This is a genomic window from Streptomyces sp. CNS606, assembly GCF_000426325.1.
The window spans coordinates 57,802-71,589 of the sequence record NZ_AUFD01000015.1; the positions used below are offsets into that span (position 1 = coordinate 57,802).

Annotated in this window: 12 protein-coding genes; 5 read left to right on the forward strand and 7 right to left on the reverse strand. The window is 73.3% G+C overall.

The genetic code is table 11. The features are described 5' to 3' along the window. Nucleotides 1–5: 5 nt before the first annotated feature. Nucleotides 6–1,118 carry a glycoside hydrolase family protein gene (locus tag K304_RS0112340; protein ID WP_027764006.1) on the forward strand — a complete coding sequence of 371 codons (1,113 nt, stop codon included), beginning with the start codon at nucleotides 6–8 and terminating at the stop codon, nucleotides 1,116–1,118. 199 nt (nucleotides 1,119–1,317) lie between these two features. On the opposite strand, the gene K304_RS0112345 is transcribed toward K304_RS0112340, so the two are convergent. Further along, a complete protein-coding gene (locus tag K304_RS0112345) occupies nucleotides 1,318–1,824 on the reverse strand; it encodes an ATP-binding protein (RefSeq protein WP_027764007.1) in 507 nt (168 codons plus the stop codon). A 131-nt stretch (nucleotides 1,825–1,955) separates the two neighbouring features. Continuing rightward, a complete protein-coding gene (locus tag K304_RS0112350) occupies nucleotides 1,956–2,336 on the reverse strand; it encodes an STAS domain-containing protein (RefSeq protein WP_027764008.1) in 381 nt (126 codons plus the stop codon). A 248-nt stretch (nucleotides 2,337–2,584) separates the two neighbouring features. Between K304_RS0112350 and K304_RS0112355 the strand changes: the two genes are divergently transcribed. Continuing rightward, nucleotides 2,585–3,574, forward strand: coding sequence for an RNA polymerase sigma factor SigF (locus K304_RS0112355; RefSeq protein ID WP_027764009.1), 990 nt, complete (start codon nucleotides 2,585–2,587; stop codon nucleotides 3,572–3,574). 80 nt (nucleotides 3,575–3,654) lie between these two features. On the opposite strand, the gene K304_RS0112360 is transcribed toward K304_RS0112355, so the two are convergent. The 5 genes from K304_RS0112360 to hutU all read right to left on the reverse strand — a co-directional run bounded on the left by K304_RS0112360 (nucleotide 3,655) and on the right by hutU (nucleotide 10,182). Continuing rightward, the gene (locus K304_RS0112360) at nucleotides 3,655–4,605 is read right to left on the reverse strand and encodes a GNAT family N-acetyltransferase (RefSeq protein WP_027764010.1); all 951 of its coding nucleotides are present in this window, start codon (nucleotides 4,603–4,605) and stop codon (nucleotides 3,655–3,657) included. Between the two features lie 57 nt (nucleotides 4,606–4,662). Further along, nucleotides 4,663–5,835 (reverse strand): imidazolonepropionase, encoded by a 1,173-nt coding sequence (gene hutI / locus K304_RS0112365; protein WP_027764011.1) that lies wholly within the window; start codon nucleotides 5,833–5,835, stop codon nucleotides 4,663–4,665. 101 nt (nucleotides 5,836–5,936) lie between these two features. After that, a complete protein-coding gene (locus tag K304_RS0112370) occupies nucleotides 5,937–7,301 on the reverse strand; it encodes a formimidoylglutamate deiminase (protein ID WP_037790158.1) in 1,365 nt (454 codons plus the stop codon). Further along, nucleotides 7,277–8,479 carry an allantoate amidohydrolase gene (locus K304_RS0112375; RefSeq protein WP_027764013.1) on the reverse strand — a complete coding sequence of 401 codons (1,203 nt, stop codon included), beginning with the start codon at nucleotides 8,477–8,479 and terminating at the stop codon, nucleotides 7,277–7,279. Before K304_RS0112375 ends, K304_RS0112370 begins: the two co-directional genes overlap by 25 nt. Before the next feature lie 38 nt (nucleotides 8,480–8,517). Continuing rightward, complete coding sequence (gene hutU, locus K304_RS0112380; protein WP_027764014.1) at nucleotides 8,518–10,182, reverse strand: urocanate hydratase; 1,665 nt, start codon at nucleotides 10,180–10,182, stop codon at nucleotides 8,518–8,520. Between the two features lie 185 nt (nucleotides 10,183–10,367). Here hutU and K304_RS0112385 point away from each other — a divergent pair, with 185 nt between their 5' ends. The 3 genes from K304_RS0112385 (at nucleotide 10,368) to K304_RS0112395 (ending at nucleotide 13,785) form a co-directional block, all read left to right on the forward strand. Next, nucleotides 10,368–11,744 (forward strand): hypothetical protein, encoded by a 1,377-nt coding sequence (locus K304_RS0112385; protein WP_051308377.1) that lies wholly within the window; start codon nucleotides 10,368–10,370, stop codon nucleotides 11,742–11,744. 110 nt (nucleotides 11,745–11,854) lie between these two features. Then, complete coding sequence (locus tag K304_RS28670) at nucleotides 11,855–13,324, forward strand: APC family permease (protein WP_078528988.1); 1,470 nt, start codon at nucleotides 11,855–11,857, stop codon at nucleotides 13,322–13,324. Nucleotides 13,325–13,404: 80 nt separating this feature from the next. Next, the gene (locus K304_RS0112395; RefSeq protein WP_027764016.1) at nucleotides 13,405–13,785 is read left to right on the forward strand and encodes a VOC family protein; all 381 of its coding nucleotides are present in this window, start codon (nucleotides 13,405–13,407) and stop codon (nucleotides 13,783–13,785) included. The last annotated feature ends 3 nt before the right edge of the window (nucleotides 13,786–13,788 follow it).

Genomic DNA, 13,788 nt, shown 5'->3' on the forward strand with positions numbered 1-13,788 from the left:
CGCCCATGCGTGCACTCAGACCCGGCACTCTGCACCGTCGCACAGCCGCGCTCACTCTCGGGCTCGCGCTCGCGCTCGGCGCCCTCGCACCCCAGGCGGGTGCGGCTCCGCCGGAGCCCGGCCCCGCGACGTCCGCAGAGGCGGCGGGGGCCGCTGCGGCCGCTCGGCAGTACCCGGACGGGCGCGGACGGTTCGCGAATCCCGGCGTGGTCCACGACGGCGACAAGTGGGTGATGCTCTCCACCGGTTCCTGGTCGACGGGCGGGCGGATCGCCGTGGCGGACGCGGCCAAGGGCCCGTGGGACCGCCTCAGCCGGGACCTGCTCACCCGGCGGCCGCAGTGGGCGAGCACGTCCAACCACAGCGTGTGGGCGCCGTCGATAGCCCGCGCCGACGACGGCGGCTACGTCGTCTACTACTCGGCCGTGGTCCGGGGCACCGACGGCCGCAGGTGCATCGGCACCGGGCGCGCCGACCGGTCCACCGGTCCGTTCGTCCCGCACGACCGGCCGATCGCCTGCTGGGCGGGGTCGGGAACGAACCCGTTCGACGCGATCCCGTCGGAGAGCGGCAACTTCAAGCTGATCGACGCGACACCGGCCCGGGTGGGTTCGCAGCTCGTGCTGACCTACAAGACCAGCAACGGCTACCAGAGCTCCGGCCGGCAGATGTGGCACACCACCACGCGAATGCTCAAGCTCGACCCGGCGCGTCCGGACCGGCCCGTCGCCAACCCGCGCCACGCGGACGGCGGCAGCATCAAGCTGACCGACGCGCGCAGCAAGTACATCGAGGAGAACCCGGTCATGGTGAAGCGGGGCGCCCGCTACACCCTGTTCACCTCGTTCGGCTGGTACGGGACCTGTGACTACCACACCCGCTACCGGCAGAACGGTTCGCTGTGGAACGGCTGGCTGGACCGCGGCCCGACCCGGCTGCCGATGCCCTCCGACACGTGCGGGACGGGCAACGCGCACGTCGTCCGCGGCCTGCCGGACGACTCCTGGCGCGTCTTCTACAACGGTCACGTCACGGACGTGCGCCGCAGCCCGTTCACGCTGTACGTCGGCTGGGTCGCCTGGAACAACGGCAGGCCGAAGGTGCCCGGGCGCCTCTGAGCGCACCGGAGCCACCGCTCCCCCGGGGGAGGGCCCACCGTCGGGCCGTCCCCCGGGAACGCGCACGCCTCCGGCACCGCGGGAAGACGGGACGAGCGGGCAGGCGGCAGCAGACGGCACCACGGCGGCGCACGGAATCCGTGACGTGGCCACGCGGGGTCGGGCCGGGTCGAGGACGGCCCGGTCGGCTCCGGTGGGATCAGGCGGGGGCGGCCAGTTCGGCCCAGACCGTCTTGCCGACGCCGTCGGCGTTGCGGACGACGCCCCAGTCCATGCAGAGCCGCTGAACGATGAACATGCCGTGCCCGCCGGGGCGGCCGGGCCGGTGCGGGGTGCGGGTGGAGGGGGCGCCCGTGCCGGCGTCCACGACCTCCAGCCGCAGCAGCTTCGGGCCGCTGCCGATGCGCAGCTCCTCGGGACCGCCGGCGTGCAGGCAGGCGTTGGTGACCAGCTCGGAGACGACGAGCAGCACGTCCTCGGCCGCGGCGCGCTGGTCCGCGTTCACGGCGGGCAGCCAGCCCCAGTCCTGGAGCGCTTTGCGGGTGAAGTCACGTGCTCGTGAGACGGTGCCGCCGGCACCGACGAGGCGCAGTCTGCGCACCTGGCTCAGCGGCCGCTCCCGCTCGGCCTCCGGCACCGCAGCGAACGGCGCGGCGCCGTCGGGCTCCTGGCCGCGGTCCGCCGGGAACGGCCGGGTGGTGCTCATCAGTGGTTCACCTCACCGGGTACCTTGAAGATTCGAAAGGTCTCCTGCCCTGCCGGACGATGAGAACACCCACGGATTCGGACGGGATGGTGTGATGCGCATAACGCGCGGATCACGGACAGCCGAAGGGACTACGCGCCGGCAGCGCTCGACAGCGCGCTGTCGAGGTCCGGATGCACGGTGAACACGGCGTCCGCCCCGGTGATCTCGAACACCCGGGCGACGGCCGGACGCATCCCGGCCAGGTGGACGGCACCCCCGGCGGCCTCCGCCCGGAGGCGGGCGCCGAGCAGCACGTTGAGGCCCGTCGAGTCGCAGAACTCCAGCCGCGAGCAGTCGACGACGAGGCGGCTGTACCCCTCCTCGACGCAGCGCTCCAGCGGCTCGCTGAACAGCTCGGCCGTGTGGTGATCAAGCTCACCCGCGGGCGTCAGTACGGCGCTGGCGCCCCGGTGCCGGACGTCGACCGTCAGCCGACCTCGGCTCGCTCCCCCGGGTACCCCGCGGTCCATGAAAAGCCCTTCCGATCGCACGACATGAGCCCCCTCTGCTGCCCACGGGCAGACCTTCCGAACCCTACGCCCTCACCGTCGCATGCGGTAGCCGAGTGCCCGCGCACCCGGACAAAGCGGCCATCGCAGACTTGCCATGCACGTGCATCTGCCGGTAGGACCTATAGAGACATTCGAAACCACGTCGGCTTGGAGGCGCCGCACTCCGCAGTGCACGTCACGGCTCCGGCAGCCATATGCCGAGAATCATGGAGGACACCATGTCACCCCGGCTCGATCACGGGATATCGGAGACCACCGACCCGGCCGTTACGGACGCTCTGTCCCTGGAGTCCCTGGACACGAGCCCGGACGCGAGCCCGGACACCCTCGCTCACGCCGTCGAGGCGTCCGCGGTCCACGCCCCCGAGGGGGTCGTCGGCGACATCCTCGAACAGCTCCACCTGCCGGAGCTGCCCTCCTTCGAGGACGTCGGACCGGTCGACGCGCGAGCCCTGTCCAAGACCCTCTTCGAGCGCCTCGAGAGCCTCGAGGAAGGCACGCACGAGTACTCCTACGTCCGCAACACGCTGGTCGAGCTCAACCTCGCGCTGGTGAAGTTCGCGGCCTCCCGCTTCCGCTCCCGCAGCGAGCCGATGGAGGACATCGTCCAGGTGGGCACGATCGGCCTGATCAAGGCGATCGACCGCTTCGAGACCGACCGCGGCGTGGAGTTCCCCACCTTCGCGATGCCGACCATCGTCGGCGAGATCAAGCGCTTCTTCCGCGACACCTCGTGGTCCGTGCGCGTCCCGCGCCGGCTGCAGGAGCTCCGCCTCGACCTGGCCAAGGCCGGCGACGAGCTCGCCCAGCGCCTGGACCGCGCCCCCACCGTGGACGAGCTGGCCGAACGGCTCGGTCTCGGCCGCGACGAGGTGGTCGAGGGCATGGCCGCCTCCAACGCCTACACCGCGAGCTCGCTGGACGCGCAGCCGGAGGAGGACGACTCCGAAGGCGCCCTCGCCGACCGCATCGGCTACGAGGACAACGGCCTGGAGGGCATCGAGTACGTCGAGTCCCTGAAGCCGCTGATCGCCGACCTCGCGCCGCGCGACCGCACGATCCTGTCGCTGCGCTTCGTGGCGAACATGACGCAGTCGGAGATCGGCGAGGAGCTGGGCATCTCGCAGATGCACGTCTCCCGTCTGCTCGCCCGCACCCTGGGCAGGCTCCGCAAGGGCCTGATGATCGAGGAGTGAGCCTTCCGGCCGCACAGCCGTGACGTGAGGGAGCCCCCGCCGAGGCGGGGGCTCCCTCACGTGCGCGGGCGGCCCGGACGCTACGCGGCGTCGTCCCAGAGCAGCGAGCTCATCCGCCAGCCGGCCGGCGTCCGCACGAACTGGGTGGTCTTGGCGCCGGAGCCCTCGAACCACTCGCCGGCGAGGTATCCGGACTTGCGGTACGCGCTGAAGCGGTGCGCGATCGAGCCGAAGATCTCGGTCCGCTCGGAGACCTCCCATTCGGAGAACTCCGTCAGCCTCCCGTCGGTGAGCATCTCCCGCCGGGGCTCGATGAAGGCGTCGAGGTCGTACGTCACGAGGGCGCCCCCGACGTTGCTGATGATCCGCCCCTGCGGGATGAACACCTCGCGGATGGCGTCGACGTCCGGCCGGCTGCCGCCGGTGTTGGTGAACGCGCCGAGGAACAGCCGGGTCAGGGCGTCGATCTCCGCCTTGTCCGAAGAGGCCGGGCGTTCCCACTCCTCGCGGAGCACCGACCAGATCTCGGTGTCGCGCCGCACGCCCCGGTACGCGGAACGCCCCCGCAGCACGCCGTCGCGGGTCATGCCGAGCCGGCGGGCGACGTCGATGCTGCGGTCGTTGCCCGTCGCGACCCACCATTCGACCCGGCTCATGCCGCGCTCCGTGAACGCCCAGTCGATCAGGGCCCGGCACGCCCGGGTCACCAGCCCCCGGCCGGCCCCGTCCGCCTCCAGCCAGCAGCCGACCTCGCACACCCCCTCGGCGGCGTCGAACTTCGTGAACATGACGCCGCCGACCAGCGTGCCGTCCAGCCACACCCCGTAGATCCGGGCCGCGTCCTGGGCCTGGCGGTCGGCGTAGCGCTGGAGGACGGCCGTGGCGGAGGCCAGGTCGGTGCTGAACGTCGCCCAGGGTATCCACGGGTCGACGTGCGGGCGGGCTCTGTCGATGTGGGCGAGGAACTCTTCGGCGTGCGAGGGCTCCAGGGGGCGGAGCTGAGCGTCGTCGCCGAGCGGCAGTGCGAACACGGGCACCTTCCTGATCACGAGGTGACGAGCCGCTCGGCGGGGCGGGCGGCCGGACGGTCAGACTTCGCGGACGCCGCGGCGCCACACGGCGGCGGTGAGGGGAACGCCCGGACGGTACGCCAGGTGGACGTGGGAGGGGGCGTCGAGCAGGAGCAGGTCGGCGTACGCGCCCGGCGACAGCCGGCCCACGTCCTCGCGGCGCAGGGCGCGGGCTCCTCCCGCGGTGGCACCCCACACGGCCTCGTCCGGCGTCATGCCCATCTCCCGCACCGCGACCGCGATGCAGAACGGCATGGACGAGGTGAACGACGACCCCGGGTTGCAGTCCGTGGACAGCGCTACGGTCGCGCCCGCGTCGAGCAGCCGCCGGGCGTCGGGGTAGACGGCGCGGGTGGAGAACTCGCAGCCCGGCAGCAGCGTGGCGACGGTGTCCCCCTGGGCCAGGGCGTCCACGTCGGCGTCGGTGAGGTGCGTGCAGTGGTCGGCGGAGGCCGCGCCCAGCTCGACGCCGAGCTGCACCCCCGGACCGTACGAGAGCTGGTTGGCGTGGATGCGCGGGGTGAGGCCCTTCGCCCGGCCGGCGGTGAGGATGGCGCGGGCCTGGTCGCCGTCGAACGCGCCCTGCTCGCAGAACACGTCCACCCAGCGGGCGTGCGGGGCGCAGGCGTCCAGCATCGGGCCGGTGACCTGCGCGACGTATCCGGCCGGGTCGTCGGCGAACTCCGGCGCGACGATGTGCGCGCCGAGGTAGGTCACCTCGTCGGTGTGCTCCCCCGCGATGCGCAGCGCGCGGGCCTCCTGCTCGGGGGTGAGGCCGTAGCCGGACTTGGTCTCCTGCGTGGTGGTGCCCTGGCGCAGCGCCTCGCGCAGGTAGCGGGCCAGGTTGGCGCCCAGCTCGGCGTCGGAGGCGGCACGGGTCGCGGCGACCGTGCTGCGGATGCCGCCGGCGGTGTAGGGGCGGCCCGACATGCGCGCGGCGAACTCGCGGGTGCGGTCGCCGGCGAAGACCAGGTGCGAGTGGGAGTCGACGAAGCCGGGGAGGACGGCGCGCCCCTCGGCGTCGTGGGCCTCGTCGGTCGCGGGGGCGTCGGCACCGGGGCCCGCCCAGGCGACGCGGTCCCCGTCGAGGGCGAGGGCCGCCCCCTCGATCACGCCGAGGGGGCCCTCCCCGAGGGTGGGGTCGTTGGTGACGAGGGTGCCGATGTTGCGGATGAGGGTGCTCTTGGTCATGGGGCTTCCTGGGCTTCTGCGGCGTGGCGGGGTGGGCGGGGTGGGCGGGGTGGGCGGGGTCGCGGGTCGCGGGGTGGGAGTGGCGTGCGGTGGCCCCTCGGTCACATGTGGACCGCCGCGATGGCGTCGGCCAGCGCTCCGGGGACGTCCGGGACCGTCGTGTGGACGCCCTCCCGGACGACGTGCGTGCCGTTGACGACCGTGTGCCGCACGTCGGCCGCCGTCGCCGCGAAGACCACCGCCTCGGTCGCCATCCGGGCCGCGGGCCCGGCCGTCCGCACGGAGTCCAGGGCCACGGTGGTGAAGTCCGCGAGCATCCCGGCCTCCAGCCTGCCCGTCTGCGGCCAGCCCAGCGCCCGGTGACCGTCCTCGGTCGCCGCCCGCAGCAGCTGCGCCGCCGTCCAGTGGCCGCGGCTGCGCGTGCGGAGCCGCTCGTCCAGCTCCATCGCGCGGGCCTCCTCCAGCAGGTCGATGACGGCGTGGCTGTCGCTGCCCAGCGAGAGGGGGCTGCCGGCGCGCCGCACGGCCGCCGCCGGGCCGATGCCGTCGGCGAGGTCCCGCTCCGTCGTGGGGCACATGCACACGCCGGTCGACGAGCCGCCGAGCAGCGCGATGTCGCCGTCGGTGAGGTGCGTGGCGTGCACGGCCGTGGTGCGCGGGCCGGTGACGCCGTGCTCGGCGAGCAGTTGGGTGGGGGTGCAGCCGTGCGCCTCACGGCACGCCTCGTTCTCGGCGGGCTGTTCGGAGAGGTGGACGTGCAGCGGCGCCTGCCGCTCCTCCGCCCACTGCGCGACGGTGCCCAGCTCCCGCGCGGGAACGGCGCGCACGGAGTGCACGGCGGCCCCGAGGCGCACGGTGCCGTCCTCGTCGGCGCGCAGCCGTCCCGCCCGTTCCGCCCACGCCTCGGCGGTGCCGTCGGAGAAGCGGAGCTGGTGTCGCTCCGGTTCCCGGCCGAAGCCGGAGGAGAGGTAGCAGGTGTCCAGCAGGGTCAGCCGGATGCCGGCCTCCGCCGCCGCCGCGATCAGCGCCCCGCCCATCGCGTTCGGGTCGCCGTAGGGCCGGCCGTCGCGGTCGTGGTGCAGGTAGTGGAACTCGCCGACGCAGGTGATGCCGGCCAGCGCCATCTCCGCGTACACCGCGCGGGCCAGCGCGAAGTACGACTCGGGGGTGAGCCGCGAGGCGACCTGGTACATGGTCTCCCGCCAGGTCCAGAAGGTGCCGGACCCGACCTGGACGGTGCCGCGCAGCGCGCGGTGGAAGGCGTGGCTGTGGGCGTTGGCGAGGCCGGGGATCGTGAGGCCGCGCAGCGGCTCGGCGCCGGGCGGCGGCGCGGTGACGCCGGTGCCGACGGCCAGGATGCGGCCGTCGGCGCTCACGTCGAGGGCGACGCCCGGCTCGACGGTGCCGTCGAGCCAGGCGTACTCGGCCCAGTACGTCGTCGTCACCGGCTGGTTGTCGGCTGGCACGCGAGATCCTCCAGTACGTCGGCGAGTGCGGTCACTCCGGCCACGCAGTCGTCCTCCTCCGCGAACTCGGCCGGCGAGTGCGAGACGCCGGTCGGGTTCCGTACGTACAGCATGGCGGTCGGCACGGCGGCGGAGAGGATTCCCGCGTCGTGTCCGGCGCCCGTGGGGAGCACCGGTACCCCGCCGAGGCGTGCCCCAAGCCGGTCGCGCAGGGCGTGCGCGAACTCCACGACCGGGGTGAACGACTCCCGGGTGACGCTCACCCGCACGCCGTCGCGGCCGCCGCGCTCGGTCGCGGCCTGCTCGATCTGGGCGACGACGGCGGCGAGGGTGTCCTCGTCGGCGGCGCGGGAGTCCAGCCAGCCGCGCACCAGCGAGGGGATGGCGTTGACGCCGTTCGGCTCGACGGCGACCTTGCCGAAGGTGGCCAGAGCACCGGCGAGCCGCGCCTTCTTGCGGGCGGCGAGGACGGTGTTGGCGTACGTGAGCATCGGGTCCCGGCGGTCGTCCAGGCGAGTCGTGCCCGCGTGGTTGGCCTCGCCGTGGAAGTCGAAACGCCAGCGGCCGTGCGGCCAGATCGCGGACGCGACGCCCACCGGGTGCGGCGTGTCGGCCAGGGCGCGGCCCTGCTCGACGTGCAGCTCGACGAACGCGCCGATGCGGGCGAGGCGTTCGGGGTCGGGGCCGAGGGCGTCCGGGTCGTGTCCGGCGCGCTCCATCGCCTGCGGCAGCGTCACTCCGTCGGCGTCGCGCAGCGCGTGCGCCTTCTCGACGGTGAGCTGCCCGGCGGCGAGGCGGGAGCCGACGCAGGCCAGGCCGAAGCGGGCGCCCTCCTCGTCGCCGAAGTTGGTGACGGCGAGCGGCCTGCTCGGCCGCGCGCCGCGGGCGCGCAGCTCGTCGAGCGCGGCGAAGGACGACACGACGCCCAGCGGGCCGTCGAAGGCGCCGCCGTCCGGCACGGAGTCCAGATGCGAGCCGGTGACGACGGCGTCGCCGGCCGTGGGGTCGCCGAGCCAGGCCCACTGGTTGCCGTTGCGGTCCAGCTCGTAGGTCAGCCCGCGGGACTCGGCCTGCTCGCGGAACCAGGCACGGCAGTCGGCGTCGGCGCCCGTCCAGGCGTAGCGCCGGTAGCCGCGCGTCGAGGTGTCCCGGCCGACGGGTGCGAGGTCCCGCCACATCTCCTGGAAGGACGGCGGTCCCGCCGGGTCGTGGACGGTCACGCGTCGTCACCCTCGCGCATGGGGACGCGGACGCCGCGCTCCGCCGCGACGGCGTCGGCGCGGTCGTAGCCCGCGTCGACGTGGCGGATGACGCCCATCCCGGGGTCGTTCGTCAGGACGCGGCGCAGCTTCTCGCCGGCCAGTGCGGTGCCGTCGGCGACGGTCACCTGCCCGGCGTGGATCGACCGGCCCATGCCGACGCCGCCGCCGTGGTGGAGCGACACCCAGGACGCACCGGAGGACACGTTGACCATGGCGTTGAGCAGCGGCCAGTCGGCGATGGCGTCGGACCCGTCGAGCATGGACTCCGTCTCGCGGTACGGGGAGGCCACCGAGCCGCAGTCGAGGTGGTCGCGGCCGAGCGCCAGCGGTGCGGAGAGCTCGCCGCTCGCCACCATGTCGTTGAAGCGTTCGCCGGCGCGGTCGCGTTCGCCGTAGCCGAGCCAGCAGATGCGGGCGGGCAGGCCCTGGAAGCGGACGCGTTCACCGGCCATCCGGATCCAGCGGGCGAGCGACTCGTTCTCGGGGAAGAGGTCGAGGAGCGCCTTGTCGGTGGCGGCGATGTCCTTGGGGTCGCCGGAGAGCGCGGCCCAGCGGAAGGGGCCCTTGCCCTCGCAGAACAGCGGCCGGATGTAGGCGGGGACGAAGCCGGGGAAGTCGAAGGCGCGCGTGCAGCCCGCCGTCCGGGCCTCGCCGCGGATCGAGTTGCCGTAGTCGAAGACCTCCGCGCCGGCGTCCATGAAACCGACCATCGCCTCGACGTGCCGGGCCATCGAGTCCTGCGCACGCTGCGTGAACTCGGCGGGCTTCTCCGCCGCGTAGTCGGCCATGTCGGCGAAGTCGACGCCGACGGGCAGGTAGGCGAGCGGGTCGTGGGCGGAGGTCTGGTCGGTGACGATGTCGATGGGGGCGTCCATTTCCAGCATCCGGGGCAGGATCTCGGCGGCGTTGCCGAGCAGGCCGACGGACAGCGGGCGGCGGGCGTCCCGCGCCTCGGTGGCGAGCTGGAGGGCGTGTTCGAGCGAGTCGGCGCGCACGTCCAGGTAGCCGTGCTCGATACGCCGCTCGATCCGCGAGGGGTCGCACTCGACGCAGATGACCACGCCGTCGTTCATCGTCACGGCGAGCGGCTGGGCGCCGCCCATGCCGCCGAGGCCCGCGGTGAGGGTGAGGGTGCCGGCGAGCGTGCCGCCGAACTTCTTGGCGGCGACGGCGGAGAAGGTCTCGTAGGTGCCCTGGAGGATGCCCTGGGTGCCGATGTAGATCCAGGAACCGGCGGTCATCTGGCCGTACATGGTCAGGCCGAGCTGTTCCAGGCGCCGGAACTCCTCCCAGTTCGCCCAGTCGCCGACCAGGTTGGAGTTGGCGAGCAGCACGCGCGGCGCCCACTCGTGGGTCTGCATGACGCCGACCGGGCGGCCGGACTGGACGAGCATCGTCTCGTCGTCCTTGAGGGTCTGCAGCGTGCGGACCATCGCGTCGAAGGACCGCCAGTCGCGGGCGGCCTTGCCCGTACCGCCGTAGACGACCAGTTTGTCGGGGTGCTCGGCGACCTCGGGGTCGAGGTTGTTCTGGAGCATCCGCAGGGCGGCCTCCTGCTGCCAGCCCCGTGTGGTCAGCTCGGTGCCGCGCGGCGCCCGTACGGGTCGGGGTCCTGCCATGAAGCTGCCTCCCTGGTCGGTGGTCGGTCGGTGTGGGTGGGTCGGTGTCGGCCCGCTCCGGCCGGCCCGGGTGTCCCCGGGTGTCCGCCGCGGAGCATCCATCTATTCATACACCCTACGGAGTGAATATTTTCAGTCAACAACCACCGTCGGATTCCCCCGGCGGGGATGACAGGCTGGGAGTCATGGAACCCGCAGGCCCTCCCGCACCCGCTCCGTCCCGGGCCCTCGCCCACCGCCGTGACCTGGCCGTACGCGCCGCCGTGGCGGACGGCCTGATCGACGGCGACCGGCTGCCGGTCGCCGCACTGCTCGACCTCACGACGATCCGGGAGACCGCCGCGGCCCTGCACGCGGCCTTCGCCGAGGTGGCCGCCGAGGGCCAGCGCGTGCTGCACACCTTCGCCGTGAAGGCGGGCTCGCTGGTGCCGGTACTGCGGCTGCTCGACGACTGCGGCATCGGCGCCGAGGTGGCCAGCCCCGGCGAGCTGGCCCTCGCCCGCGCGGCCGGGGTGCCGGCCTGCCGCACGGTGCTGGACAGCCCGGCCAAGACCACCGCCGAACTGCGCGAGGCCCTGGACCTGGGCATCGCCCTGAACGCCGACAACCCCGAGGAGCTGGCCCGCCTCGACGACCTCCTCTCCGGCGGCCCGCGCGGGGCACGCGCGGCCGGCGAGCAGGCGATCGGTGTGCGCATCAACCCGCAGATCGGCGGCGGCGCCATCGACGCCATGAGCACCGCGACCGCCACCTCGAAGTTCGGCATCGCGCTGCGCGACGAGGGGGCGCGGGCCTGGGTCGTCGAGGCGTACCGGGCCCGCCCCTGGCTGACCCGGCTGCACTGCCACGTCGGCTCGCAGGGCATGCCCCTGGCCGACATGGCGGCCGGGGTCCGGGCGACGTACGAGCTGGCGGAGGAGATCAACGCGGCCGTCGGACGGCAGCAGATCACGGTGCTGGACATCGGCGGCGGCCTGCCCGTCAATTTCGCCACGGACGAAGTCACGCCCGGCTACGCGGACTACGCGCGGCTGCTGGCCGCTCAGGTCCCCGGTCTCTTCGACGGCCGCTACGGGCTGGTCACCGAATTCGGGCGGTCGCTGCTCGCCAAGGCGGGCGTGATCGTGGCGCGGGTCGAGTACGCCAAGTCCGCGGGCGGGCGCCCCATCGCCGTGACGCACGCGGGCGCGCAGGTCGCCGTGCGCACGGTGTTCGCGCCCGACGCCTGGCCGATCCGGGTGGCGGCCTACGACGCCAAGGGGCTGCCCAAGGAGGGCCCGGAGGTCACCCAGGACGTCGCCGGTCCCTGCTGTTTCGCGGGAGACCTGGTCGCCAAGGGCCGCGACCTGCCGCTGCTGGCCGCCGGGGACCACGCGGCCCTGCTGGACACCGGGGCGTACTACTTCTCCAACCCGTTCGGCTACAACTCGCTCCCCCGGCCCGGAGTCCACGGCTTCGTCGCCGAGGGCGAAGCGGTGCGCTTCCGCACCGTCCGCGCGCCGCAGTCCCTCGACGACCTCGTCGCCGAGTCCGGCGGCCACCACCGCGACGCCCTGCTCTGAACGTCGGCCTCCGCACCGCCCGGAGCGCAGGGCCCGCCCGACGGGCCCCCGCCACCGCAGGGCGCCGCGGAGGGAGCATTCTCTGCGAGCGCCGGGGAACCCTTCCGGCCATGGCGCATCAACCTCATGCAGACGGGCCGGGTGCCGTCGGCGGCGCAGAGGACGAGGGCCGTACGCCGCTGAAGCGTGCGATCGGACCGAAGCTGCTCGTCCTGTTCGTCGTCGGCGACATCCTGGGCACCGGCATCTACGCGACGACCGGCGAGATCGCCGGACGCGTCGGCGGCGCGCTGTGGCTGCCGTACGCGATCAGCTTCGTGGTGGCGCTGCTGACCGCCGCCTCGTACGCGGAACTGGTCGGCAAGTACCCGCGGGCGGCGGGCGCGGCGCTGTACACGCAGAAGGCGTTCCGGGTGCCGTTCCTGACGTTCATCGTGGCGTTCATGGTGATGTCGTCGGGTCTGTCCTCGGCGAGTGCGGCGGCGCGCGCGTTCAGCGGCGACTACCTCCAGGCGTTCGTGGACATCCCGCCGACGCTCATCGCGATCCTGTTCGTGCTCGCGCTCGCGGCGCTGACGCTGCGCGGCGTGTCGGAGTCGGTGAAGACCAACGTGGTGCTGACCGTGGTCGAGCTGACGGGCCTGGCGGTCATCCTCGCGATCGGCGTGTGGGCGGTGCTGTCGGGCGACGGCGAGCCCTCGCGGCTGACCGAGATCGACACGGGCACGGGCCAGGCCGTGGTGAGCGGCGTGCTGGGCGCGACGGCGCTGGCGTTCTTCGCCTTCGTCGGCTTCGAGGACTCGGTGAACATGGCCGAGGAGACCCGCAGGCCGTCCCGTACGTTCCCGAAGGCGCTGTTCATCGGCGTGGCCCTCACCGGCACGATCTACATCCTGGTCGCGCTGGTCTCCTCGCTGCTGGTGACACCACAGAGGCTGGAGTCGTCGTCCGGGCCGCTGCTGGAGGTGGTCGAGGCCGGCGGACTGGACTTCCCGCCCAAGCTGTTCGCGCTGATCGCGCTCTTCGCGGTGACCAACTCCGCCCTGATCAACATCATGATGGCGTCCCGCCTCGTGTACGGCATGGCCAACGAGCGCGTCATCCCGCGCGGCATGGGCCGCGTGCTGCCCTCCCGCCGCACGCCCGTGGTGGGCATCGTCTTCGTGTCCCTGATCGCCGTCGGCCTGGTGTCGACGGGCGAGATCGGCGGCCTCGGCGACACCACCTCGTTCCTGCTGCTGTGCGTGTTCTTCGTGGTGAACGTGGCGGTGCTGGTGCTGCGCAAGGACCGCGTCGAGCACCACCACTTCCGCACCCCGACCGTGCTGCCGGTCGTCGGCGCGGTCACCGCGCTGGTGCTGGCCAGCCCGCTGGCCGACCGCGACACCGGTGTCTACGTCCGGGCGGGCGTGCTGGTGGCCGTCGGCATCGCGCTGTGGGTCGTGAACAAGCTGGTGCTGCGCGCCTCCGACTCCGCCTCCGCCTCCGAGGGGAGGTCCGACGACGGAGCCGGCGACGGGGCGAAGAGCGACGGAGCCGGCCCCGGGGCGAAGAGCGACGGAGCCGGCCCCGGCCGATGATTTCCGGGCCCCCCGGGGGTCGGTACGGATGAGCACGGTGCGCGAGCGCGGACCGTACCGACCCCGGAGGGAGCCCCACCATGGCAGCGACGAAGGACGTCCTCGGCACCAGCGGCGTGCTGATCGCCAGCACCGACCCGGACCGGCTCGTGGCGTGGTACAGGGCGGCGCTGGAGCCGCTCGGCGCGGTGTGGCAGGAGCACATGCTGCTCGTGGCGGGCGGCATGTACCTCGGTTTCGACGGACGGGACGACATCGAGGGCAAGCCGGCCGAGCCCGGCCGGCACATGGTCAACATCACCGTCACCGACATCCGCGCCGCCGAGGCGCACCTGAACACCCTCGGCGTGACCTGGGTCCGGCCCGTGGAGGACGTCGGCGACGGGGTGTACTTCTCCACCGTCACCGACCCGGACGGCAACTTCCTCCAGTTCATCCAGGTGCCCGGCGAAGGACGCTGACGG